General features: G+C 50.6%; 20 protein-coding genes and 1 pseudogene. 12 read left to right on the top strand and 9 right to left on the bottom strand.

Features of this window, described 5'->3' with window-relative positions; translation table 11 throughout:
- Nucleotides 1-254 precede the first annotated feature (254 nt).
- The 4 genes from ACX8ZY_RS22005 (at nt 255) to ACX8ZY_RS22020 (ending at nt 4078) form a co-directional block, all read left to right on the top strand.
- Entirely contained in the window at nt 255-1031 is a 777-nt protein-coding gene (locus ACX8ZY_RS22005) for an isocitrate lyase/PEP mutase family protein (RefSeq protein WP_033768691.1), read from the top strand.
- Entirely contained in the window at nt 1015-2061 is a 1047-nt protein-coding gene (locus tag ACX8ZY_RS22010) for a bifunctional transcriptional activator/DNA repair enzyme AdaA (RefSeq protein ID WP_033768692.1), read from the top strand. Before ACX8ZY_RS22005 ends, ACX8ZY_RS22010 begins: the two co-directional genes overlap by 17 nt.
- Before the next feature lie 501 nt (nt 2062-2562).
- Nucleotides 2563-3264, top strand: a complete 702-nt coding sequence (locus ACX8ZY_RS22015; protein WP_031292479.1) for a glutathione S-transferase family protein — start codon at nt 2563-2565, stop codon at nt 3262-3264.
- Between the two features lie 250 nt (nt 3265-3514).
- Nucleotides 3515-4078, top strand: coding sequence for a TetR/AcrR family transcriptional regulator (locus ACX8ZY_RS22020; RefSeq protein ID WP_033768693.1), 564 nt, complete (start codon nt 3515-3517; stop codon nt 4076-4078).
- Between the two features lie 206 nt (nt 4079-4284).
- Here ACX8ZY_RS22020 and ACX8ZY_RS22025 read toward each other — a convergent pair whose 3' ends face one another.
- Complete coding sequence (locus tag ACX8ZY_RS22025; protein WP_191920357.1) at nt 4285-4440, bottom strand: hypothetical protein; 156 nt, start codon at nt 4438-4440, stop codon at nt 4285-4287.
- The gene (locus ACX8ZY_RS22030) at nt 4427-4519 is read right to left on the bottom strand and encodes a terminase gpP N-terminus-related DNA-binding protein (protein ID WP_372340244.1); all 93 of its coding nucleotides are present in this window, start codon (nt 4517-4519) and stop codon (nt 4427-4429) included. Before ACX8ZY_RS22030 ends, ACX8ZY_RS22025 begins: the two co-directional genes overlap by 14 nt.
- 241 nt (nt 4520-4760) lie before the next feature.
- Between ACX8ZY_RS22030 and ACX8ZY_RS22035 the strand changes: the two genes are divergently transcribed.
- The 3 genes from ACX8ZY_RS22035 to ACX8ZY_RS22045 all read left to right on the top strand — a co-directional run bounded on the left by ACX8ZY_RS22035 (nt 4761) and on the right by ACX8ZY_RS22045 (nt 8096).
- Nucleotides 4761-6971, top strand: coding sequence for a DUF4401 domain-containing protein (locus ACX8ZY_RS22035; protein WP_425021121.1), 2211 nt, complete (start codon nt 4761-4763; stop codon nt 6969-6971).
- Nucleotides 6964-7494 carry a GDYXXLXY domain-containing protein gene (locus ACX8ZY_RS22040; protein WP_050679629.1) on the top strand — a complete coding sequence of 177 codons (531 nt, stop codon included), beginning with the start codon at nt 6964-6966 and terminating at the stop codon, nt 7492-7494. The genes ACX8ZY_RS22035 and ACX8ZY_RS22040 overlap by 8 nt, the downstream gene beginning before the upstream one ends.
- A gap of 188 nt (nt 7495-7682) precedes the next feature.
- Nucleotides 7683-8096 (top strand): hypothetical protein, encoded by a 414-nt coding sequence (locus ACX8ZY_RS22045; RefSeq protein ID WP_459261276.1) that lies wholly within the window; start codon nt 7683-7685, stop codon nt 8094-8096.
- Between the two features lie 594 nt (nt 8097-8690).
- On the opposite strand, the gene ACX8ZY_RS22050 is transcribed toward ACX8ZY_RS22045, so the two are convergent.
- The 5 genes from ACX8ZY_RS22050 to ACX8ZY_RS22070 all read right to left on the bottom strand — a co-directional run bounded on the left by ACX8ZY_RS22050 (nt 8691) and on the right by ACX8ZY_RS22070 (nt 17470).
- Nucleotides 8691-9296 carry a hypothetical protein gene (locus ACX8ZY_RS22050; protein WP_158132197.1) on the bottom strand — a complete coding sequence of 202 codons (606 nt, stop codon included), beginning with the start codon at nt 9294-9296 and terminating at the stop codon, nt 8691-8693.
- A gap of 200 nt (nt 9297-9496) precedes the next feature.
- Nucleotides 9497-9844 (bottom strand): cupin domain-containing protein, encoded by a 348-nt coding sequence (locus tag ACX8ZY_RS22055; RefSeq protein ID WP_033761129.1) that lies wholly within the window; start codon nt 9842-9844, stop codon nt 9497-9499.
- A 352-nt stretch (nt 9845-10196) separates the two neighbouring features.
- Entirely contained in the window at nt 10197-14297 is a 4101-nt protein-coding gene (locus tag ACX8ZY_RS22060; protein WP_459261278.1) for a BapA prefix-like domain-containing protein, read from the bottom strand.
- 606 nt (nt 14298-14903) lie between these two features.
- Nucleotides 14904-16121 (bottom strand): cupin domain-containing protein, encoded by a 1218-nt coding sequence (locus ACX8ZY_RS22065; protein WP_029519267.1) that lies wholly within the window; start codon nt 16119-16121, stop codon nt 14904-14906.
- Between the two features lie 560 nt (nt 16122-16681).
- Nucleotides 16682-17470: an enhanced serine sensitivity protein SseB C-terminal domain-containing protein gene (locus ACX8ZY_RS22070; protein ID WP_010246741.1), complete on the bottom strand. Its 789-nt coding sequence runs from the start codon at nt 17468-17470 to the stop codon at nt 16682-16684.
- 437 nt (nt 17471-17907) lie between these two features.
- Here ACX8ZY_RS22070 and ACX8ZY_RS22075 point away from each other — a divergent pair, with 437 nt between their 5' ends.
- The 3 genes and pseudogenes from ACX8ZY_RS22075 to ACX8ZY_RS22085 form a co-directional block, all read left to right on the top strand.
- On the top strand, nt 17908-18516 hold the full coding sequence (locus ACX8ZY_RS22075) for a dTMP kinase (protein ID WP_459261280.1): 609 nt from the start codon (nt 17908-17910) through the stop codon (nt 18514-18516).
- A 331-nt stretch (nt 18517-18847) separates the two neighbouring features.
- Nucleotides 18848-20161: an NAD(P)/FAD-dependent oxidoreductase gene (locus tag ACX8ZY_RS22080; RefSeq protein ID WP_425021126.1), complete on the top strand. Its 1314-nt coding sequence runs from the start codon at nt 18848-18850 to the stop codon at nt 20159-20161.
- A gap of 15 nt (nt 20162-20176) precedes the next feature.
- Nucleotides 20177-20551 (top strand): annotated as a pseudogene (locus ACX8ZY_RS22085) (NmrA/HSCARG family protein); the annotation flags it as partial.
- 142 nt (nt 20552-20693) lie between these two features.
- On the opposite strand, the gene ACX8ZY_RS22090 reads toward ACX8ZY_RS22085, so the two are convergent.
- A complete protein-coding gene (locus tag ACX8ZY_RS22090; protein WP_187484568.1) occupies nt 20694-21440 on the bottom strand; it encodes an NADPH-dependent F420 reductase in 747 nt (248 codons plus the stop codon).
- A gap of 100 nt (nt 21441-21540) precedes the next feature.
- Here ACX8ZY_RS22090 and ACX8ZY_RS22095 point away from each other — a divergent pair, with 100 nt between their 5' ends.
- Entirely contained in the window at nt 21541-21909 is a 369-nt protein-coding gene (locus ACX8ZY_RS22095) for a winged helix-turn-helix transcriptional regulator (protein ID WP_425021127.1), read from the top strand.
- A gap of 174 nt (nt 21910-22083) precedes the next feature.
- Here ACX8ZY_RS22095 and ACX8ZY_RS22100 read toward each other — a convergent pair whose 3' ends face one another.
- A complete protein-coding gene (locus tag ACX8ZY_RS22100; RefSeq protein WP_062759041.1) occupies nt 22084-22653 on the bottom strand; it encodes a DUF4142 domain-containing protein in 570 nt (189 codons plus the stop codon).
- A gap of 463 nt (nt 22654-23116) precedes the next feature.
- On the opposite strand from ACX8ZY_RS22100, the gene ACX8ZY_RS22105 reads away from it, so the two are divergent.
- Nucleotides 23117-23626 carry an anti-virulence regulator CigR family protein gene (locus ACX8ZY_RS22105; protein WP_062759038.1) on the top strand — a complete coding sequence of 170 codons (510 nt, stop codon included), beginning with the start codon at nt 23117-23119 and terminating at the stop codon, nt 23624-23626.
- Nucleotide 23627 lies beyond the last annotated feature (1 nt).

Consider the following 23627-nt stretch of genomic DNA (forward strand, 5'->3'; position numbering starts at 1 on the left):
TTAATTCTGACAAGACCTTTTCTCAAAATGACCATACAAACCTATCTGCTTTGCTCCCCGTTGATACTTATATCCGGCGGTTAGGAATGTTCGCTTTTTGCCAGAGGCAGACCCTGAAACACTACGACCGTATCACTCTGCATATCAGACTGACCCGATAAAATTTTGCTAAAAAAATGGTCGTCTGATTTTCGGTTGTGCCGTTTTTGCTGAATGCTTAGATTCATTTTCAATCTAATTGAGAGGATATGGATATGAACTTCGCAGAACTCCACAACCAGTATGAGCCTCTTCTTATCGCTAACGTCTGGGATGTCGTCAGTACTGTCGCAGCGCAAAAAGCTGGCTATCAGGCTCTGGGAACGTCCAGCGCAGCAATAGCGGCCACATTGGGATATGAAGACGGCCAGGGCATGCCGTTTGATGAATTATTTTTTATTGTCACTCGTATCCGGGCAGTTAGCAGCCTGCCATTAAGTGTTGATATGGAAGCAGGATATGGTGATTCAGCCGAAGAGATAATAGTCAATCTCAAGCGCCTTGCTCAGATAGGTGTATCAGGCGTTAACCTTGAAGACAGCAGAGTCATTAATCGGGTTCGACAGCTTGATGATGTGTCTGAATTTTCGCGTAATCTGAGAGCAGTATGCGATGCGCTGAGAAGTGATGGTTATAACCTGTTTCTGAACGTACGGACTGATGCTTACCTGCTCGGGCATGAAAGAGCGTTAGAGGAGACATTATTACGGGGTCAATATTATAGAGCTGCAGGTGCTGACGGCCTGTTTGTTCCCTGTCTGACCTCAGAGAAAGATATCAGCCTTATTGCAAATGCTATTGATCTGCCTCTGAATGTCATGTGTATGCCCGATCTTCCCTTGTTCGATAGACTGAAACTGGCCGGGGTAAGCCGCATTTCTATGGGTAATTTTGTTCATTCGGCCATTCAGTCAAAGCTGACTGATTTAATGCATGCGATCCGGTTGCATCAGACATTTGAAGGACTTTTTGTTAATGAAGGTTATCGATAAGAATCTTTGTGACGTCTGGTATCAGGCATTACTTGAACGCGCTTCAGAATATACGGGTGTGTTTTTTGCTGGCGTCAGAACGACTGGCGTATTCTGCATTTCGATATGCCGGGCGCGAAAGCCCAAACGTGAAAATGTAGAGTTTTATAAAGATGCCAAATCTGCCCTGGCGGCCGGCTTTCGCCCCTGTAAAGTCTGCAGACCTGCTGAAAACGCGCACAGCGCGCCATTATTTGTCGAACAGGCGCTTGCGCTTGTCAGGCACGATATTAAATCCCGTGTATCCGACGCGGATCTTCGTCAGCATGGAATCAGCCCGGAGCGAGTGCGGCGATGGTTCCTGCAACATCACGGCATCACTTTTCAGGCCTTCCAGCGAATGCAGCGGGTCAATATTGCCCTTCAGGAGCTGAAAAGCGGACGTGCAGCAACTGACGTCGCGCTGGACAATGGCTACGAATCCCTGAGCGGCTTTGGTTACATCTACAAGCGGCTAACTGGCGCAGCTCCGACTCGAACCACTCAGGTAATAGTCATTCACCGGTTTACTACTGCGCTGGGACCTATGTTTGTATGTGCCACAGAGCAGGGAGTCTGCCTGCTGGAGTTTACCGATCGCCGGATGTTAGAAACTGAATTTCGCGACATTCAGCGTTTACTTAACGCCAGGATTGTCACAGGAGAAAACAGTCATACCCGGCAGACAGTAAAAGAAATCAGCGAATATTTTGCCGGAACACGTCGTCACTTTGATCTCTTACTGGACGCCCCGGGCAGTAATTTTCAAAAGTCCGTCTGGGATGCACTACGTACTGTTCCTTATGGGGAGACCTCACACTATCAGGATATTTCGCTGCGACTGAATAAAACTGGCGCTGTACGAGCAGTTGCCGCTGCGAATGGTGCCAACCGGATTGCGATTGTGATTCCGTGCCACAGAATTATCGGTAAAAATAGCCAAATGACCGGATATGGTGGAGCCATATCGCGTAAAGAGTGGCTTATCGAACATGAAAGAAATCAGAGTTAAGTGAGTCAATACAGAATGCTTGCTGTATGAAACAGTCTTTTTCCGATCCTGTTACTTTTTACATGCAGTTTTAAGGTATTTGAAATCCCCACGTCCGCTCCTGGCTCACAGCGGCCGCTCATTTTTGTGACCAGTAATGATGCCGATACCAGTCTGCTTCATGGGCTGATCTAACCGCTACTACCTCACCCCCTGGCCCTTGCGCTTCCGGACTATCTTCCTGTTGGCCAGCAACCAATCGACAGTAATTACAAAAATGCAACTCACCTGAAATCCCGCTTGTATCGAACCTCTCCAATCATTTGCATTTTTCAACCCTCCGGCGTCATTGTCCCCCTCCTTCAGCTATGCCTCCGCTGAAATATCATATCAAGCATAAAGGTTACCAAAAAATTAACCTAACAAGTGTTAGACCGGTGTTGACGTGTGTTGATTTGCCCGCTAATGTTTGCCTACCTAACGTTAGTTAGATATCACAACCATCAACCTGTAGGATCGACCATGACTGCTAAACTTCAGCTTTTTACATCACCTTCGGCCTTTCCTAATCCACAGCGCCTGCGACTTTTCATGCATGAAAAGGGCATCGCTGACCAGTTTGCCGAGACCATCTATGACATGTCCCCTGGAGGAGAGCAGCGTGGCTGGCGACATTTGAATATGAATCCGTGGGGCGAAACGCCTACCCTTGAACTGGCTGACGGTAGTTATATTTCTGAAACGGCTGCCATCGTTCGCTATCTTGATCAGGAGTATCCGGGCCGCAAGATTATGGGAGAAACAGCACTGGAACAGGGGCTGGATAATATGTGGGATAACCGGGTGTGGGTGCATATCCTGTACCGCATCGTTACAGCGTTCCACGTGTTGCACACCGGCCTCGGCTTCAGGCTGGAATTGACCAAAAATGAGGCCTGGGGTGAACACTGCCGTAAAGAAGCTTTGGCTCACGCCGCGCTGGTTAATCGCCATCTTTCAGACGGCCGCGAATGGCTGCTCGGCGGCGATGCCCCGACCTTCTCGGATATTACTCTGGCGACCGCGATCGCCTTCTCGAAATTCCCGGTCAATGCCACTCCACTGGACGAGCGTTTTGAGTTCTTAGATGCGTACTGGCAGCGCTGGACAAAACGTCCTGCCTTCCAGGCGGCCTACGCCGATCGCAACAGCGGCATTCCTGAGCTCGATTCGCCAGCCCGGTAATAGCGCCACTCGATGTAAACTCCGGTACGCCGGGTTCGTTATCTACTGACTTTCCCGGTGACCAGAGTGCTTATGATAGCGTCGGCTGTCGATGTTACTTGCTAAACCATGATGCAATGACGTCTGCCTGAGCACCCTGGATGCATTGAACTTACTGTTTTCCATGGCAATCGCCCTGTCACCCGGTAAGCGTTTGCTGTAAATTAGCGTTCTCTATTTAAGAGATCATCCCAATACCAAAGGCATCAAGATGAGCGTCAACACCAGGGAAGCCATTTTGCAGGCGGCCAGGAAAATTGCCCAATCTCAGGGCTATAACGGTTTGAATTTCCGCGACCTCGCGCAGGATGTGGGTATCAAAGCGGCGAGTATTTACTACTATTTTCCAGGCAAAGCCGAGTTGGGTATTGCCGTTGCCAGACGATACTGGGAGGACGGTGCGCTCGCACTCGAGATGATCGAATCAGAAAGCCCATCACCCATTGACGCGCTGCGTCGCTTTCCTGAAATCTTCCGAAGATCACTTGAGGCCGAAAATCGTCTCTGCCTGGGCAGTTTCATGGGCGCTGAAAAAGATACCTTACCTCCTGAAATGAATGCAGAAATACAGAAGTTTGCTGATGTGAACATTGCATGGCTGAACAGACTGCTGGTGGCTGCGAAGGTGTGCGATTCAGGTGAGAGTGAATCCAGAGCACGTGCAATTTTCACGGCCATTGCCGGTGCCCAGCTTATCGCCAGAAGTCGCTCAGATATCTCGCTTTTTGATTCACTGGTGGATTCATACCGCGCCTTCGGACCTCTGCCAGCATAGCAACTGCCCGCAATCCGATTCAGCGAATGGGCAGTTTTCTGCACGCGCGCCCAATGCGGCGCGGTACCCGATAGCGTATGTGCTTTTCCACTCAGGAACTCACCCTTATGAATCAATGCGCGACGGGCCAGGGTAAAATTATTACGCCGTGTCTCATCATCACCTGCGATAAAGGGGTGAAACCTCGGTTCAGGAAAGCGTTTATTTCAGCGGTTCAGGCAGCTAACAATCCACAATTTGCTGTCCGACTGCGGTTTCTTTAGCGGCTTCAGGCCAATAGTCGTGGCAATCAGCTTATCATCAACCGTAAGCGTCCCCTGCTCGGTCACCCGATAATCTTTACGCTTCTTACCTTTCAGCAATGCGGGTGATGCGGTACCCCTGAGAGTACAGCAGTAAAGCCTGGCTACGGGGATCGCGTTCATCGGGGGCGGATGTCATGTTCACGCAGCCCAAATACGGCCGCGACACTACTTGATCACAATAATGCGGCAGATTGCGCAGAGTTCCCCCCTCGCCTTTGATTTACGCTGTTATATCCAGGAAAAGATGTTTACATTTGTTCAGCAAAATTATCGGCCGCTTAGCAGAGCGTCACTGACCGACACGCGGATTGAACGCAGGGAAGAACAGCCGTTAACTTCATCATCAAAGTCATACCGCTAACAGAGGCAGGGAAAGAATGAGGGAGCTTGCACCCGATGGCATCACCGGGATGCCGTCACGGACGGCAGAGTATCTTTGTCGCCAGATCGCACGCCTGCTGAAAGGAGGAAGCCTGACCCCGGAAACCTGCCAGCGTATCTTTGCTTTCTGTGGAATCAGACCGTCAGATGCTCAGTGGCGTCAGTTTCTTATCCCGGTTCTTTCCTGTCTGGGATTACTGTCTCTGGTTGCCGGAGCGGTGTTCTTTATTGCCTGGAACTGGGGCTGGCTGCCGAAAATGGCGAAATTTGCCCTGGCCGAGCTGTTGATCGTCGCGCTAGCGGTGATTGTCTGGTGGCGCTGGTACAGCACGCTGGCACGCAACGCATTACTGGCGACAGGGCTAAGCTTCGGTGCCCTTTTTGCGCTGTATGGACAGATTTATCAGACCGGTGCTGACAGCTGGGAGCTATTCCGGGCCTGGTTATACGTTCTTCTGCCGCTGGCGCTGATTGCCCGGCAAAACAGCCTGTGGTTTTGCAGCTGGCTGGTCGCTAACCTGGCGTTCCAGCTCTATTACAACACCCTGCCGTCGTCACTGCTGGATCTCGCCGCGTCTGACAGTTTAGCCAGGCTCCCGACCACTGTGCTCTACGCATATCTGGCGTTGCTGGCAGCCTGCCTGATTGTCAGGGAAGCGCTGGCGTGGCGCGCGATAACGCATCAGCCCGAGAGCTGGCTGGCAAGCCGCTGGTTCTCGCGAATCATGGCGGGATTTTTACTGCTTCAGCTGACCGCCATTGTGGCCGGAAACCTCTCTGACTGGGGCGGCGGTGACCACCTTCCTTATATCACGGGCGGTTGGGTGATCACCCTGCTGGCAGGTTATTACCTGTACCGTTACCGCTATCCGGATCTCTGCATGCTGACGCTGGGCATCGCCAGCCTGACCATTGTTGGCTGTGCGCTAATTATGCAGTTATTTCTTTTAGCCTACGATACGGGTGATCTGTTTTTGACCGGCATCCTGATGGCGTTCTGGGTGGCGGTAAATGGTTCAATTCTGCTGAAATGGCAACGCAAACTGGTTGAAAAGGGGCCAATTGATCTGGTTCCGGCCAGGCTGACCTTACTGACAGACACTTTGCGTCAGCAGGGTTTGCTGAGCGCCTTACAGGTTGAGGAAATTAAGCAACGCGGTCACGCATCCGACCTGCCCTGGTATCTCAGGCTGGCGCTAAGCGTCGGAGGCTGGGTCGCAGCGATCATCATTCTGTTACTGATGATACTGATGCTCTATGCCACTGATCTGCTGGAAAACCCGAATGCTGCCACCCTTATTATTCCTTCGCTGCTGCTTGCCGCAATTGCGCGTGGCCTGTTAAGCAGTCAGCGTGACGGTAAACATCACCTCGGGCTGGCATGGGCGATTGCGGCTACGTGCGGGCTGATAACCGGCGTTCTGCTGCAAATCCAGAGCAATGACGTCAGCTTTATTATGCTGAGTTCACTGACTGCCTTGCCGATCCTGGCCGCAATGGCGATGGCTATGCCCGACCGCACTTATCGGTTTATGGCCATCACTGCCCTGACCTTTTTCCTGGTGCTGGCGGGCTACTCTCTGGCCCGGATCTGCCTGTCTCCGATGGCTGCGCGACTTGCTGTGTCCGTACTGGTGGCGGCGGTTATATTTTTGTGGATGTGGACTGTCAGTCATCAGTTGAGGTTACAGGCAGGGCCGTATGCTGACGCGGTACATTCTCTGCTGTATGGCATCCCGTGTGGTCTGATGTTGCTGAGTTTCCTTGGGATAAACGCGGCTTATCTCACTGATTTCCTCTGGTCAGCATCGCAATTTTCCACGCTTCAGTCTGGGACCGGCACAGGGATCGCGGCTGGCTTAGTGCTGAGTGCGCTCAGTCAGAAAAGGCACAGAAGACAGCCGCTGTTTTCGATTATCACGCTGCCCGCTGCACTTATCTGCGGGGCTGCCGCCCTCTATGCACCGGGTATAGGGCTGGGATTGTGGTTAATTCTGATGGCACGTTATCAGGGAAGTCTGGGGTTGCTGGTGATGAGTGGCGGTTTCATGGTGTTGTATGTCATTGGCTGGTATTACTTCCTGGAGGTAATTCTGCTGCAGAAATCCCTGCTGCTGCTGGTCAGCGGTCTGGTTTTACTGGGGCTGGCATGGGGAGTCAAAAAAGTATTACCCGCACAAATCGGAGGTGCCAGTGAGAATGCATAAACAGAGCCGATGGCTGGCTGGCGCTGTGATAGCGCTGGCGCTGATAGCCGTCAATGTCAGTATCTGGCAAAAAGAGCAGTTGCTGAAGCAAGGCGCGGTCATGATTTTACCTCTTGCCCCGGTTGACCCGCGATCCCTGATGCAGGGTGATTACATGGCGCTGAACTATGCCCTCACCCGCCCACTGGAACTGACGTTGTATCAACAGGCTGAGTCCTGTGGCGCGACCCTGTCAGCGCCATGCCTGCCCACCAGCGGAACCCTGATTGTTGACCTCGATGCGCAGCGTCATGCGACTCAGGCCCGTTTTGATCAGGGTGAACCTCTGCAGCCGAATCAGCTACGGGTAAAATACCATCAACATTATGGCTCGCTGACCGTCGGTACTAACGCTTATTTCTTTCAGGAAGGTCATGCCGACAGATTCGCGCAGGCGCGTTACGGGGCATTTCGGGTGGGAAGCGATGGCACAGCACTCCTGACGGATCTGCTTGATGAGCAGGGAAAGGTGATTCAGCCTTAACTAATCGAGACGTACACTGCCCTGCCCCAAAAACCTGACAGGCGGCCTTAATGTCCTTATTGCCCGGATGCCCGTCACAGGTCGGCAAAAGGATGCTGCGCCGGCATCCTGTTTTGCGATCAAGCCTCGTGCCGAAAATTTAAGCGGGTACGCTGCATCAATATAGCTGCTCAGACATAGAGAAAATTATGCCGAACACTATTGACGACAACTGGATTAGGATATCTGTGATATCAGCAATATTTAGTAGTGTCGTGGGTTCATTACTGGTTTTAACCTATCTTTCCTTGGGAAAAAGCAGTACACCCGTAGTGGGTTTAATTTTTACTTATTTTTTCATTGTTATGGTGAGTATTATTGGCACCACGATGGGCTCAATAATAATCGGCATGCCATTAGCGATGATTTCAAAGCGATTTTATCCTGACGCTGCCCTGAAGGGGAGCTTTTTTATCGTCTGCTCTGCGCTCTTCATGTGGCTGGTTGTACTGGCAGGGCCTGTTATCAGGATATGTGAAACGCCTTATTCGGATATTTTGCTTTTAAGCCCCTATGCTTTCTGTTCAGCTGCCGCACTTGCTTATCTGGTTTACTGGGATTAATGCGTATTATATCAATCAGGATCGGTGCAGTAGGGCCGTTAATGAAAAGAGCTAATGGTATCATTTTTCAACCAGACATATGGAAACAGGTGAGTCCAGGGTGTCGGAATTCCCATGTTTTCCAACCCTATGTGAGCAATTTTAATTACAGACTCACCTGGATGTTAATTAGATAATGTTTACGTGACAACACGTGATCACATTTTGCCTGCCAGATAATCATGGATTCTGCTCGAAATACTGTTTATCCATCTCGACAAGTTTCTTTTGTAATCCTGCCTCCCCTTCAACCACTTCGTAAAATTTACTATGAGTATAAAGATAAATACGCTCGGATGACGCAAACATAAACATGTCTGGTGAAGCCATATTTGAGAAGCGACTGATCACTTCAGGCTGTAAAAAGATGACATCATTCCCAACCTGAGGAGTATTTTGCCACTGAATAAAGATAGCGCTTTTCTATTTACCCCATTTACATCGGCTTTGCCGTTAAAAAACCCCAGGAGATAATAGTATAAATTAAACCTATAGCATCTTCCGTGCCACAGATGCAAAGAGCGTACTCATAATTACTTTTACTCATCCAGTAAATTACCACCCTATCAACTTGCATTGACTGAATTCAGCCCTTGGTACAATGAGCGCCATATGGTTTTCTGCCATACACTGTTTAAAAACCTGCTCTTTGTAACGGCCCGCCTTTAAACCCAGCATGGTGCTGGACCGTTCCGCTGCGTTATTTTCAATGTAAGAGCCACAATTTTCTTTGAACTCCTGAGGATTATCGCTATAAGACATCGACCATTTCAGCTGAGCTTTAACTGAATCATCTGATTGATGCTGGGGGACGGCTTTTGCTGGTTTCAAGCCAGAATAGAGTGGATTGCCCAGTAATCTCTGTGCAAAGCGTTGATTTTCTGCGGTTAAACTTCCGGTTTTACACATCTGCAGATAGATCTGCGAAAGGCGTTGCTCCTCAGCATCGGCAGCATGGGTGCATTCCTCCAGGACTTGTTCATTGGCCTTAGCCGGTTTTTTTTCAGTGGATCTCCAGTAACTATTTTTCAAGTCCGGAATCGTGCCTTCGGTGGTGCCAAAAGGGCAAAGTGCACTGGCGCAACCCAGTAAAAACATGGGCACACACGTCAACGTCAGAACACGTAACAGGGAAAACGCTTTAAGACTGCTTTTGTTCATTTTATTTTCACTTTAGTAAGCTGCGGACATGGGGTCTGAGCAATGTCATTATTTTTAATGTTCCGCTTTTCGCTCATAGCGGACCTACCGGAATGCAGGTCAGGTTTGTGCCTGAAGCAGGCGTTGCAAATAATCAGTTAAGTTAACACCTGGCGCGCAGTCCTTACCTTAAGACACGCCATTGCGGTGTTCATAATTCGTCAGCAGGATGAAGGAAGGTCAGAACGATCTCCTCGCGTCGTTGGGTGCGAAATTACAATAAACTCTACAGGAAACTCAGTGTCGTTTCTGGCTTGATGTTTTGACCCCGGTGGAATTTCTAGCCCCTGCAGGGCTTTAATATTATGCATCTTACCCTCCAGTTCCATTGAAAGAACACCATCGAGAACAAAGAAAAATTGTCTGGAAACGGAGTGAAAGTGTCGCTTTTCAGAAGTGCCGGCAGGCATTTTCTCATGAATAACCAGCATATCCTGACGGTTTACCAGATACCAACCATCGCAATTGTCGCCCCAGAAATAATGCTCTGCATTTTCCTTTGAAATCATCATCCTTCTCCTGTTTACACGCGCCCATCTATCAACATCTTAAGAAAGTGATACCGAGATATAGTATCGATTCTCAACAGGTTATGCTTTTGAATATTTACCTAAAGATCTGAACTGCATCGTTCAACATAACTAGTAGTTATCAATGTATTGGGATAGCAGAATTTTATCTGGCCATAATGTCCGCTTTTCGCTCATAGCGGAAATTAGCCTGACGTCAGTCTTCCCTATACCGGCAGCGTAGGTTCGCACGCCATTAGAGAATAGCTACGCTGGGCACTCGTATGCGCTTCACTGGCAATCTTAATTGCGGAAAATGGCCAGGGAAGAAAATCCGCCCCGGCCATCTGATTTAAGCCAGTTGTAAGTGAAGATTATGTTGCATCAGGATATCAGCCAGCGAACCTTCATGGCTGGCAGAGGCATTGTGATACAGGTCGTACTGCTGACCGTTACTAATACGCTGCCCATCCTCGCTCCAGACGCCGCCTTCAATGTTACTTAGCGTAACCACATTGCCGTCCGCGTCTTTTATCGTCGGCGCCTCACTCGCATTGTCGTTCATTGGCAACGGCTCTTTTTGCCCCAGATTGACGCTATTACTGCTGAAAGCGCCCAGATTAATGACCTCAGCGTTGCCTGATCTCAGCCCAAGCGTGGCAAAATCAAACGCCTCATGCGCACCATTCAGCTGAAACGAATCGTCATCGGCAGCACCGTTCAGGCTGGTGTGCAGATTTGAATATAAAAGCGAGAGCGTTTCACTGTTTACTGTTCCAGAGAGATGGAGATTGTCAGCCATATCAGTATGAAGAGACGCGTGCTCCAGTGTGATAGCACTATGGCTTTCCGAATTGCTGCCATCTTCTGTGTTGCTGCTGTTCACAGTTGTGGCATTGATCAGGTTGTCCTGCGCTGCGGTTGCAATACTCAGCTTCGGCTGCGGCTCGGCCATATAAAGCTCGACGTTTTGCGAAACGTGGTTAACGTTTCCGGCAGCATCACGAATAGTTGCGGTAATCCTGTGCTCGCCCGGTTCAGGCGTGAGTGCGTCCAGCGTTTCAAGCTGCACGGCCCACGTGCCTTTGCTGGTCACACTGGTTTGCCACTGGTGGTCGCCAGGCCTGACAGTAACAATATCACCGGCTTCACCCGTACCTGATACATGCTGATCATGGCTGGAGGCAAGGTTGATTTGCTGCCCCTCTGTGAGGTGAGTAAAAGCGATTTTGGGTGCGCAGACATCCACCTGATAGCTGGTCGTTATCGTAGCCGTATGGCCAGCCGCGTCGCTAGCAGTCACGACAATGTCATGCTGCCCCTTGCCGAAACCTGTTTTCATCGTCCCCGGCGCCAGTGACAGGCTCCAGTGACCGTCGTCGCTTACTGCCGCATTGTGAGGTTTACCACCAATAATCACCGATACCGTCTGACCGCTGCCGGTGACGCCCGTTGTGCCGGTCAGCATCGAGCCCTCTTTTTTCTCCGCACGGTTCAGCCAGCCGTCACCAAATGGCGTATCAATTTCAGGTGCAGGCTGACCTGGAATATCGACCACTGGCGTAGTATTGCTTCCATCGGTGGGATTATCGGGGGTGACCGGTGGCAACGGATCGCCGCTGTTATCACTGACCGGAGAAGTCAGATCCGCTGTGACGTGACCACTCTGTTCAAACCAGTTTCCGGCGCCATCCAGCACGCCAAACGACAGGAAGTTGCCGCCCTGGGAAAGCTCCGACGCGCTGATTTCCGCGCGCCAGCTGCCATCTGCCTCTACCACGGCATAATTCCAGTGGAAAGTATCAGAAACCTGCACCGCAAAAGTCTTAAGCGGCAGCGGCGCTTCAAGCGTGCCGCTGATAACGTACCAGGTCTGACCGTCATGCTGTACCGCATCCGCCAGCGTAATGTCGTTAACGGTGACTTTCGGGTTGCTGCTGTTGTAGTGGGTAATCAGCAGCAGATTCTGGCTGAGGCTGGTACTGTTTCCATTCAGATCCGTTGCACTGACCTGAATGGTGTGGTTGCCATCCTTGATAGTTTTCACGTCGCTGTCAGAGAGCTGAACCTGCCACTGATCCTGGTAGACGCTGCCCTGCCAGGTTCTGCCGTCAAGGGTCAGTTCAACCGGCGTGCCGGAGGGGAGATGGGCGGCGGAGCCGGTGAAGATAATGCCGTATATCCCCTCCTGGTAACTGACCGCATTGTCGCCGGTGATTGGATCAAGGGTCAGCTGCGGCAACGCCTCAGTAGCGAAGATTTGCACGCCTGCTGAGGCATAACCTTTGTTGCCCGCTTCGTCGGTTGTTTCAGCAATAGCACGGTAGCTCCCTTCCTCCATTCCCTGCAGCGTTTCCGCGGGAACTGAGAACTGCCACTGGCCATTTTGATCGACGATGCCGCTCCAGTGGGAGGCCCCAAAACTAACCTCAATCGTGCTGCCGGCTTCGCCTCTGCCAGAGATCACCAGCGGGCTGCTGATTTCATGACTGTCGATCACCCCGTCCCCTGCCAGGGTATTAATCGTGACAAGAGGATCCTGCGTATCGGTAATAAACGTCGTCTCCGTGATACCGGACTGGCCCCAGCGATCGGTGGCGGTTAGCGTAACGGAATGACTCCCCTCGGCTAAATCTGCTTCCATCAGCTGCCCGGTGGAGAGTGAGACAAGCCAGTTGCCCAGACTGTCCACAGCGCCCGCATAGTGAACACCATCTACGGTCAGATCGATCTTCTGGCCCGCCCCGGTCACACCAGTGGAGCCGCTCAGCGTAACAGGCTCGAAGCGTTCATGTGCGTTCATAAACCCGTCGACAAACGGCGTGTCTATAGTCGGCTGTGGCGGGATAGCGTCTGATGGCGGTGCTGACGCCTCTACGGTAATGACTTTGTTCGCGGTGGTCGTACCGCCAACGCTGTTTTCAAAGGTTACGCTGATGTGGTTAGACCCTACCGGCAGCACCTGCAGATCGGCAGACGGCAGGGTAACACTCCAGCTGCCGTCAGCGGCCGGCGTTGTGGTATAGGTCTGACCGTTCAGCATTATGGTCAGCGTGCTCTCTGCGGCGAGGTTCGCTGTGGTGCCGCTGAACGTCTGTGGGGAGAGCTTCTCCTCAGCGCTTAACACGCCGTCACCAGTAAAACTGTTAATGGTTAAAGAAGGGGGCGTGCTGACAGGCGGAATCGGCGTGCCACCATCCGTTGGATTGTCATCGATAACCGGCGGAACCCCATTGCCGCCTTCAACGGGCGTAATAAGGTCGGCTGTGACATTGCCACTCTGCTCAAACCAGTTTCCGGCACCATCCAGCACGCCAAACGACAGGAAGTTGCCGCCCTGGGAAAGCTCCGACGCGCTGATTTCCGCGCGCCAGCTGCCATCTGCCTCTACCACGGCATAATTCCAGTGGAAGGTATCAGAAACCTGCACCGCAAAAGTCTTAAGCGGCAGCGGCGCTTCAAGCGTGCCGCTGATAACGTACCAGGTCTGACCGTCATGCTGGACCGCATCCGCCAGTGTGATGTCGTTAACGGTGACTTTTGGGTTGCTGCTGTTGTAGTGGGTAATCAGCAGCAGATTATGGCTGAGGCTGGTACTGTTTCCATTCAGATCCGTTGCACTGACCTGAATGGTATAGTTGCCATCCTTGATAGTTTTCACGTCGCTGTCAGAGAGCTGAACCTGCCACTGATCCTGGTAGACGCTGCCCTGCCAGGTTCTGCCGTCAAGGGTCAGTTCAACCGGCGTGCCGGAGGGGAGATGGGCGGCGGAGCCGGTGAAGATAATCCCGTATATCCCCTCCTGGTAACTGACCGCATTGTCGCCGGTAACCGGATCAAGAGTCAGCGCCGGTAATGGAATGGGGCTGGCCTTCATAGCGTCGGAGGTGGCGGGGGCATCTGAAGCTGTTGCTGACTCAACCTGGGGCGTAAGCGTTATGGCTGAATCGGCTTCGCTGGTCGTCGCCCTCAGGGCGACAGCTGCTCCGTTTAACGGCGTGCCTGACGGGATCAGAATCTGGCTTTGGGAAGACTCTACCACTGATAACGCGGGATCTGACTCTGAACTGGCAGGGAATGGCATTGGAGATGTTGCAGAAGCTGGAGATTGCCAGACAGGTGTCAGCGTGGTGACAGTCTGAGCATCGCCGGAAACGTCTGTGCTGAACTGTGCCTCCTGAAATAAACTTCCCTGCTGGAAAAGCATTTTACTCTGCTGGCCTGCAACCTCAGTAAAGAAATTCTGATAGCGAAGCGTATCGCTCTCGTGCAGGTTAAGAATGAGATCGTCACCCTGTTTCTGAAAAGAAGAAATCTGAGAAGGTGAGCTTTGCAGCGTGATAAGAGCGGGTTCGCTCAGAATAGATTGTGATTTTCCTTCAGTGGACTGAGACAATGGGTGACCGCTTTTCAGCGATATGACCGTGGCGCGGCCCGTTCCTGAAAATGCCATGGAAATCTCCTTATATACCAGTTATTAAGTAGGCAATGCCGTTGGAAATAAAGCGACGCTTTACTTATTTCAGGCACGCAACGGCCAGCGCCAATAAAGGTGCTGAGGCAGAGCCGGCACTCAACGCATTAAACGCAATTCGTAGCAACAATAAAGGGCATAACCAGAGCCAGATTAAATATTCGTTTTTGAAAACAGATTATTTCTGCTGGCAAAATAAAAAGTACCATTCTTTGCAAGAGTCCGGGCATCGGCTCAATTAACCTTTACTGACTTCAACGACGTATCGTCAGGAAAAGTGAATAGTTGATGCTGGATAGACATAAGCTAAACTTCGTTTTCATGTCTGGCTACCAGGTAAAATCTGGAAATGTCCCCTGTTAATAGCAGATGCTTCCTGATGATTTAACTGCCCTGCTGTCTCAGTTTAGTAACGACTTCCCCATCCCTGTAAGAGCAATGCTGATGCTATTGCACCATTTTAAGTGGCAGGTGAGATATTGCATTACCGATATAAGTGTCCGCTTTATGCTAAAAGCGGACACTTTAATTTAAACAGGAATAGGTCAGCGTCAATCCTTATTAATCAAGTAACGACTGAGCCAGTTACTTCACCACCGGGTTCTTTTTAAGTGAAAGCATGTTCATAAACTCTTCATCCAGATGCAGGTGTTGCCGGACAAGTTCAGGTGGTGTACTGGCGAGCCACTGGTTAAGCGAAATATCGGCATAGTAATCACTTTTAAAAAGCTCAAGAAAACGCAGTGGTCCCTTACCGGTGTTTTCGATGTAGTGTCCCATAGCAAAAGGAACATATCCCACATCGCCGGCGCGGTAGTCAAAAGTCCTTGCCTGACCGGATGATGCAAAGACCCCCATCCGTCCCTCTCCTTCAAGGTAATACTGCCATTCATCATTGTTAGGATGCCAGTGCAGCTCGCGCAGTCCGCCTGGCTCAATTTCTACCAGTGCGGCAGCAATCGTTTTTGAAACCGGAAAATTGGATGAATCCGTAATCCTGACGGTTCCTCCCGGCGCGCGGACCGGATCCTGAGCCAGCATCTTGTGGGTAAAGCGGATTTTCGACTTCACCCCGCCTTTTATACTGTCTGATTCCAGGCTGCCCGGAACGTTGCCGGCAAAAATGTACTCATCATCAGGTGAAGGCAGGTGAGAAAATGAAGATACCGGAACCCTGAAGTTTTTGGCGAGAATTTCCGGGGGAATATGCCTGAACCAGTCTGACAGCAGAAAAGTGCTATCCTCATCAAAATTTCCGTCGTCAAAAGCCAGTAAAAATTCACAGCCGTCGGGACCGAGACCCTGAATCGAATGGGGAATACCGGGCGGAAAATACCATAGGTCACCTGCAGCGATATCATCAACAAACCATCCTCCGCTGGCGTCAAAAGCGGTAATCCGCGCGTTGCCATAAGTCATGTAAGCCCACTCCCCCTCTTTATGCCAGTGCAGTTCGCGAATACCTCCGGCATTGAGGCGCATGTCCACACCCGCAATCGTCGTAGATATGCCCAGCTCCCGCTGCGTCACCTGACGCGTCCAGCCACCGCTTCCCTTGCGTACGTGCGCATCACTGAAAGAAAAGTGAAGGTTTGGCAGCGTTCCGCTGTCGGTAACGGGCGGATTTACGATGTCCGGACTTTCAGCCTCACGAATAGGATCATGTGGTCCGGGATCTCGTCCTCCGCTCCCTGCCGGAAACGTCTTTACGCCGTTGTCATGTGCCATGGCCTGACCCGCCGCAAGCGCGACCGTTCCTCCTGCAGCAAAAGCCATAAAATGTCTTCTTGTCAGTGTTTTCATATTCATCCCTCTTAAGAATCTTTTATAAACGGTATTATTTTTGTTACCGCCATAAAGTTATAAACGGGCTGAATGCGGAGGGAAAAACAACTTTGTAACACTGTGGAAAGAGTGCAATTTTCACGCAAATAGTAAAGATACTTGAATGTATTAAGAAAGATTAATGTTGTTTAATCACCGTATAGTTATAAAGGGATTATCCTGTGCTTAAGCGCACTAATCGTCAATTAATGTGGGTCTTTTTGATTTTCATTTACCCGGTGATCGGTAACTGCTGATAAGAATTTTTACGAATTGAGGGGTTTAACGAGGCCTGAGCCTTTGATGCGTGAGCTTTCACGCACGTACTCAGATAGACGAGGCGCATGTGCAGGGCCGCTCTGTTACGCCTCATTAAGCCCGAAGCATAAAGTCCCCTTCTCACTCATAGCGGACATAGATAAATCCGCCCTGGATCACGTATTTCAGTCACTATCACTGGCACTGTTGAAACCGGAGATCAAAGTCACCCCCGATTTACTACGCTGGTTACAAGACAACATTCAGAAGCCGTTCAGCGCTCAGCGTCCAAACATGCCCTTTAGTTTTTGCTTCATGCTCCGAACATAGAATGGCGTAAACTGCGACCTGATATGTGAGTCCAGACCTTTGTCGTTCTGGCCAAGGCGCATCAGATCCACCGCCTGCCCATCCGGAGAGGTATCCGCTGCGACAAGACCCGCACCACGCATCACCTCTTGCACATCACCGCTCATTTCCACCCCCACCAGATAATGCGGTTTATCATCGACTGACGGGTCGTGCATTAAAACCAGGAATGCACGGCTGACCCCGGGACATTTTGCAAACCAGGCTGATAACTCTTTCAGAAGCCTGTCCGGAACAACGGCAGGTACTCCCACTAATACCTGTGTTTCTTCCTCAACCACCCTTGTCTGCGGCAGGCGACCCGTTCCTTCCGCCAGCATGGCTTCTATTTCTTCCGGCACAAACTCCTTTCCGTAATCCGACCTGGGATTAAGAAACACACCCTCTCCCCGCGTCATTTCAAAAAAGGCTCTGGCAGGCAACTTCATGTATTTACTTTCCTGGCTGATGGCGCGCTGCAGGGTGGCAAGCGAGCTGAATACCGGAATGACAGGCGTTCCATCCGGTTTTTCCCAGTGCTGAATCGAGATATTCTCACCCGCCTTTAGTTCGACCTCACCATCACCCGTTGCCCCTCCGGAACTACCCAGGACGTAAAGAGATGAATCTAACAGTACCCGGTAAAACTCAGGTCGTTCTGCTGGATGATCGGCCGCCAGTTTTAAAGCAGTCTCCAGTTTGATTTCCCTTTCGTCAGACATTTAACCACCTTAGGCAGGATTGGATTAGGATCAATTTAACAAGGGCTTATGAGCATAATATAGATAATTTCTACTCGCCAGATTCCTGCACGTACCGGAGGATTGCCTTTGAGGGCTCGTTATTGCGATTAAGGACATGCGTTTGAATGGGTAAATGGCAGAACAGGCACGATCTTTTCCGTTTTCCAGACGCTTCCCTTAAACTACACCGCACAGGCCTCAACTATTAAGCTTATCTGATTAACATCCTGTTCTATAAACTCGTGAGTCAGAACCGTTACCAGCGTGTTTATCAGTGTTTGTTTAAAATCATGCTCACGCTGACATGCCATACTGCTACAGAGAACGATGTAACTTCAGCTATTAAACCAGGAAAATAAGATGTTTTTACCGGATGCACGATTCACAAAAATCTTTCCTCACTTCTCATTCCAGGCATGAGTCGTCAGCTGTTTGTTTCTCTGGATGGGCCCAAGGGAACCGGTAAAACCACTCTGCTGGAGTCCATTACGCAAGTGCTAAGAGCAGATAACAGGAAGGTGATTCGACTTAGCGAGCAAAAAAGCGATCCCTTCAGGGCGGAAACAATGGCGCTGGTTAACAGGCTCGCCAGAAATCCCTCAGTGGATCTTGAACGGGAAATTTGTGAACGTTTTGCCGTTAGCCGAGCCTGGATTTCACAGAATGTACTCACTAATCAGCCCGGGAACTGCATTATCCTGATGGATCGCTGGTATCCGTCTGATGCCGCATTTCGGCGGATGGTGCCCTTTGCAGAGATTTTGCAGCGAAACATTAAGCTCAATGTGCGAGCGCCAGATCTGCATGTCGGGGTGGTCACGGCACCTGAAGTTTCATGGGAACGAGCCGCGGCACGATCGCGTGGGCTGGGGAGTACAGTGATTCACAGGCTGGAAGAGCATGTCGCTTGCACCAGAGCGTTCGAGCAGGAGATGACTAACCACGGCTGGTTTTTATGTCGCAATGAAGGAACTATAGAAGAGGCAACGATGCAGGTCATTGCTGAAATCTATAAAACGCTTTGATGCCCTACAGTTATCCGTTTCAGGGGCTGATTCCTACTCGAAATTGCCAGTTAACAGCGCGACCTGTTCCGTTTCGCTCTTCCCTGCTCGCGCTTTATGAATACCGCTTTGCAGATCACTGGTTTCGGTCTTTGGCGCTAGCCAATAAAACCCATAATAGTCGCGTTATAATCTCTTCTTCGAAAATTCGCGCCACCTTTGGTTGTTAACTCAAAAATCATCCACCTGAATTTTACTTGTCTGAAATCAACAATAGTCAGATTACCGCTGGCATAGATATCCCGCTTTCACTTATAAATTTCTTTTATTTTTTCAGAGAAGGCACAGGGAATTGCGCTACGCATCGATACCATTTAATCACAATCAACTGGGCTGGCCTGCGGGTGAGCATTGTTTTACGCCGCAGCCCAAGCTGCGAGAGGATATCACTGCCGACTGGGTTATCGTCGGCGCGGGATTTTCAGGTGTTGCCTTTGCGCGCCGCCTGGCTGAAATCAATCCTGGCCTGAAAATTATCATCGTCGACGCGCACAGCACACGGGAAAGCGCATCGGCACGTAATTCCGGGTTTGTTATCGGTCTGCCTCATAATATTGGCAGTTCGACCGCTGAATTAAAAAAGGCCAACGCTTACCGTAACCTGCTTCAGGAAGGCATTCGTCAGCTGGAGCAGGTTATTTCTCAGCATCATCTTCATTGCGACTGGGAACAGGTCGGTAAATATCACTGCCAGGCTGAACGTGGCAGTGATCGTATTTTAAAAGAGTACACCAGCCAGCTCGATTTAATGGATGAGCCATGGCAGATGTCAGACAGCGAGGAGCTTTACCTTAAACTCGGCACGCGCTTTTACAGCAAAGGTATATATACACCTGGCTGTGTGCTGGTTAATCCGGCGCAGTTGATCGCCGGGCTAAAACACTCTTTACCTGAAAATATTCAACGCTTCGATAATACGCCAGTGCTGGGGATTCGCTACGGCAGCGTGGCTGAAGTGCTGACACCGTTTGGCATCATCAAAACGCCAAAGGTGATGCTGGCCACCAATGCATTATCGCCCGAGTTGCGACCAGGACTTTCGCGTCAGGCTGCAATGGCGACCTTTGCAAGCATTACCGATCCGCTGACGGATGAACAACTGGCCACCCTGCCTCCTATGCAGAGTTGGGGGCTTACGCCGGTTAATGCGATTGCCGGTGCAACCTTCCGTTTTACCTCAGACCGCCGTTTCCTGATTCGCCAGCACGTGATACCCGCACTCAACGGTCAGGTGAATGTCGCGCAGACCTGGCAGGCGACCCAACTGCATCAGCGCTTATTTCATAAAGTCTATCCGACCCTGGGCAGTGTGAAGATAACCCACACCTGGTCCGGCACCATCGGCGTAACGCGAAACGGCGCGCCTGAATGGGGCATGCTGAACAAATTTATCTGTACGGCAGGTGGCTGTAACGGCGCAGGCGTTTCAAAACAGACAGTGGCGGGCAGTCTGCTGGCGGATTTCATGATGAAACAGGACAACCCATATATTGCGGATATGCTGTCGCTGGGTAAGGCCAGTTTTATGCCGCCATCGCCGGCGCTGGATATCGGCATAAAACTGTCACTGATGAAAGAGCGTTATCTGGGCCGTAAAGAGGTCTGATAATCCGTAACTGTAATCATCGAAACACGGAATATTGCTGAAGTAGCGGCAATTGAACTGATAAGGCGCGACCAGGCCAGCGAAGAATTACCGGTCGAAACGCTCAATCTCGTGGGGCCAGATACGCTAAACGGAGAAGAGGCAGCAGCAGCCTGGCAACAGCTTCTGGGCCGTCCGGTAATTTATGGAGGAGATAATCCGGATGCATTCGAAGCCAATATGGCGGAGTTTATGCCGCGCTGGATGGCGTATGAAATGCGGCTGATGGCTGAACGTTACGTCAGTGATGGGATGATTCCACAAGAGGGCGACCGGGAACGTCTGGTCACCCTGCCTGGCCGCCCACTGCATACCTATCGTGACTTTATTAGCACACTCCCCGGAGAGTAATCTGGATCTCTCAGGCTTAAGGACAAGCCTGCAGAGCAATACCGTGGACCAGATGCCTGAGCCAGAGCCACTATGCAAAAATATTCTCAGAACAATCTTTATCCAGAACTTCAATACAGACAGATTATCCTTCCCGGACGATTTAAACCGGCCAGTTTATGGCACGATTGTTTTCGATAATATCCTGATGAGAGGGTGCATCACCCAGCGTCGCGAAACTGGCATAAAGCTGTGGCAGCCGGGTCAGCCCTTCGCCCTTTCTGGCCAACGGCAGAGCTCGCAGCATCACGGGCGCTTCCCAGTCACAGCAGTAACAAGGTGTGCAGGGCTGCTGACGCCATGATTCAGCGATAGTCCCAGAGAACACAGGATCAAAACCGGTGTCGTTAACCAGTGACATGGCCGTCTGCACTGCTTCAGGATGATCTCCCGCTACGGCAACCGCCAGACGACCCCGACTTCCCTGCGGCTGGCCCAGATCGGCGAGCGAGTCGGCAAGGATGTTATTAAAAGCTTTAACCACAGGGTGTCCGATTTGCTCCTGAACCCATTCGCTTTCGGTCTGCCCATTATCCAGTGCAGTAATCGGTGCGTCACGCAGGCCAGGATAGTAATTGCTGGTGTCGATCACCGGGACATGGGGTGGCAGGTGATCGAAAAGCCCATCAGGCAGGCTGCTAAGTGCCGGCAGCGGAATGGAGAGAATCACGGCTTCGACGTCTGTAACCGCTCCCCTGATGTCTGTGGGTTCTGCATTAATTTCACCCGCAAAACCACGCACGCCATCAACTCCGCGTGAATTAGCGATTTTTACCTTGTGCCCCGCTTCACTGAGCTTCCGTGCCAGGGTACCACCGATATTACCTGTGCCAATTACGCCGATTTTCATATTTCGCTCCTGATTCTGTGTTGAAGTGAGATACCCTATATATTCACTGAATAAACAACAAGAACCGACAAAATAGTGGGTTACTAACCTGAAGGTAAGTATGGAAAGAGACTGGCGTTGTGATATTCCGGAGCAGCGACTGGTGTGGGCTAAGGCTACCACCGAAGCGCTGAAGATTATTGAAGGTAAATGGAAGACAATTATTATCTGTCAGCTTTTCGCCGCTAAAGGCCCGCTGCGCTTTTCCGAGCTGGAGCGCCGGATTGAGGGCGTAAATCAAAAAATGCTGATCCAGCAGCTTAAGCAACTGGAACAGGATGGCATCGTGACTCGCACGGTTTATCCCGAAGTCCCTCCGCGTGTTGAGTACTCACTTACCGATCTGGGAAAAGCGCTTGGGCCATCAATGACTGCTCTGATTGACTGGGCCTTCCTGCGTCGTGAAACGCTGGGGCTTGATGGCTCCTGAAGCTCGCATTTCAACCCAGTTATACCGATGTGGCTGAGCGCAGGGCATGGCTGTTCAGGCCAAGACTGGCGTAACGAGAAAGAAACTCCAGCCGATGGTGGATTATGTCGTTTCTGGCTGGTCCCGATGATCCCGTAACAGCGCTTGCGGATAATTCGGAACCGGCCAGCCCGGTTACATCGCCATGTGCTGGGCGGATTTCAGATGCTGTTCTACAACAGGGGTATGCGCGTCGGCCAGCGCCTTTACATCCGGATCCTTTATCTTCGTCGCGTCACTCTTCAGCGTCGACAGCACCATCTTATGATCCATTATTCCGGCATTTTCCATATACATTTTGTCAAAGGCACCGCCGCTCTGCTTTTCCAGCTTGTCGGCCATGGCCTTATGTTTAGCGTCTGGCGCAGTCGGTAATGTCACCTCTTTTTGCTTAGCAACCGCCTGAACTTTTGTCAGGGCACTGCCATGATCTTCGACCATCTTCTGTGCAAAGGTTTTAACTTCTACGCTTTGTGTTTTGTTCAGCGCAATTTTGGCGGCGGCAATTTCATTGATATTGGCCTGCGCCATATCCTTCAGTGCTTTTTCATCACCAGGGCTGAGCTTGTCACTCTTTACGGTCTGCGGTGTATTCCCGCCCTGCGGGGCGCTTGTCTGCGTCTCAGCCTGTACGGTGGCAGTGCTGCACAGAACGACGACGGCTGATATAGCCAGCCATCCTTTATAGCTTTTATTATTTTTCATTTTGTAATCCTGAATATTATGGGAAGACCGATATCAGAAAAGTTCTGCTCACAATTACCTGCTCCGTCTCATGAGTCGACATGGTTTCTGTCTCGCTTAAAGTACCTTACGTAGCAGAGTTATTAAGCGTTGTAGTAATGTCAGGTAATCGCAAGTATAAACAATGCATTACAGCAGCATAAAAATAACGAAAATGTATTCCGCCTCGCTTAAAGCCGAAAATTTATCTATTGTTAGCAAGGGCTTCAGCATAAAATTTATACGAAATATCAAAACATCGTACAGCTTTTCTTTGATTGGTTTGAGATAATTCTTAAGGTTGCTATGTGGTTGTCGGCCGTTTAATGCTGGGTAATAACTAACAGGTGACATCATAATGTGAAGAGGTTGAGCTCATGTTACCTCCTTACATCGCTTTATATTTTCTGATTCAGATTACTGAATAATATTAAGGAAAGATCACATGCTCAAATCTCGCGCTTTAAAAGCCGCATTTGCGGTGGTGATATCTTGTACCGTGCTTGCTGCGCCCGTTTTCGCAAATCCGGGCAACGGCAACGGTGGTGGCGGTCAGGGTAATGGTAATAGCGGAAACCCGGGTAATAACGGCAAAAGCGGAGAGCACGGAAACAAGGGGCATGGTAATGCGGGTCCGAAAGACAAACATGGAAATCGTAAGAACGCAGGACGACCCGATCACGTTGAGTCAGATATCAACTACTCTCTTGCACGTAACCTTGCCGTCAATTATGGCCTTGTAGGCTATCAGTCTTTGCCGCCAGGAATAGCTAAAAAAGTTGCGCGTGGTAAACCTTTGCCTCCAGGTATCGCCAAAAAAAGTTTGCCAGCATCAATGCTAAATGAGCTGCCCTATTATCCTGGTTACGAATGGCGAGCCGTCGGAGATGATCTTGTGCTGATAGCCCTGAGCACCGCTGTCGTGACCGCCGTAATTAATGGGGTTTTCGATTAAC

Source organism: Pantoea sp. XAF26B01_ASV70, from assembly GCF_054512635.1.

What these genes read in the sequence shown, in the direction of transcription:
- ACX8ZY_RS22090 (WP_187484568.1), bottom strand. Translation starts at nt 21,440, where the DNA reads ATGAAAATCGGCGTAATTGGCACAGGTAATATCGGTGGTACCCTGGCA.
- ACX8ZY_RS22030 (WP_372340244.1), bottom strand. Translation starts at nt 4,519, where the DNA reads ATGACATCCGCCCCCGATGAACGCGATCCCCGTAGCCAGGCTTTACTG.
- ACX8ZY_RS22055 (WP_033761129.1), bottom strand. Translation starts at nt 9,844, where the DNA reads ATGATTTCAAAGGAAAATGCAGAGCATTATTTCTGGGGCGACAATTGC.
- ACX8ZY_RS22045 (WP_459261276.1), top strand. Translation starts at nt 7,683, where the DNA reads ATGCCGAACACTATTGACGACAACTGGATTAGGATATCTGTGATATCA.
- ACX8ZY_RS22075 (WP_459261280.1), top strand. Translation starts at nt 17,908, where the DNA reads ATGAGTCGTCAGCTGTTTGTTTCTCTGGATGGGCCCAAGGGAACCGGT.
- ACX8ZY_RS22040 (WP_050679629.1), top strand. Translation starts at nt 6,964, where the DNA reads ATGCATAAACAGAGCCGATGGCTGGCTGGCGCTGTGATAGCGCTGGCG.
- ACX8ZY_RS22100 (WP_062759041.1), bottom strand. Translation starts at nt 22,653, where the DNA reads ATGAAAAATAATAAAAGCTATAAAGGATGGCTGGCTATATCAGCCGTC.
- ACX8ZY_RS22005 (WP_033768691.1), top strand. Translation starts at nt 255, where the DNA reads ATGAACTTCGCAGAACTCCACAACCAGTATGAGCCTCTTCTTATCGCT.
- ACX8ZY_RS22060 (WP_459261278.1), bottom strand. Translation starts at nt 14,297, where the DNA reads ATGGCATTTTCAGGAACGGGCCGCGCCACGGTCATATCGCTGAAAAGC.
- ACX8ZY_RS22070 (WP_010246741.1), bottom strand. Translation starts at nt 17,470, where the DNA reads ATGTCTGACGAAAGGGAAATCAAACTGGAGACTGCTTTAAAACTGGCG.
- ACX8ZY_RS22050 (WP_158132197.1), bottom strand. Translation starts at nt 9,296, where the DNA reads ATGAACAAAAGCAGTCTTAAAGCGTTTTCCCTGTTACGTGTTCTGACG.
- ACX8ZY_RS22065 (WP_029519267.1), bottom strand. Translation starts at nt 16,121, where the DNA reads ATGAAAACACTGACAAGAAGACATTTTATGGCTTTTGCTGCAGGAGGA.
- ACX8ZY_RS22095 (WP_425021127.1), top strand. Translation starts at nt 21,541, where the DNA reads ATGGAAAGAGACTGGCGTTGTGATATTCCGGAGCAGCGACTGGTGTGG.
- ACX8ZY_RS22010 (WP_033768692.1), top strand. Translation starts at nt 1,015, where the DNA reads ATGAAGGTTATCGATAAGAATCTTTGTGACGTCTGGTATCAGGCATTA.
- ACX8ZY_RS22105 (WP_062759038.1), top strand. Translation starts at nt 23,117, where the DNA reads ATGCTCAAATCTCGCGCTTTAAAAGCCGCATTTGCGGTGGTGATATCT.
- ACX8ZY_RS22020 (WP_033768693.1), top strand. Translation starts at nt 3,515, where the DNA reads ATGAGCGTCAACACCAGGGAAGCCATTTTGCAGGCGGCCAGGAAAATT.
- ACX8ZY_RS22035 (WP_425021121.1), top strand. Translation starts at nt 4,761, where the DNA reads ATGAGGGAGCTTGCACCCGATGGCATCACCGGGATGCCGTCACGGACG.
- ACX8ZY_RS22015 (WP_031292479.1), top strand. Translation starts at nt 2,563, where the DNA reads ATGACTGCTAAACTTCAGCTTTTTACATCACCTTCGGCCTTTCCTAAT.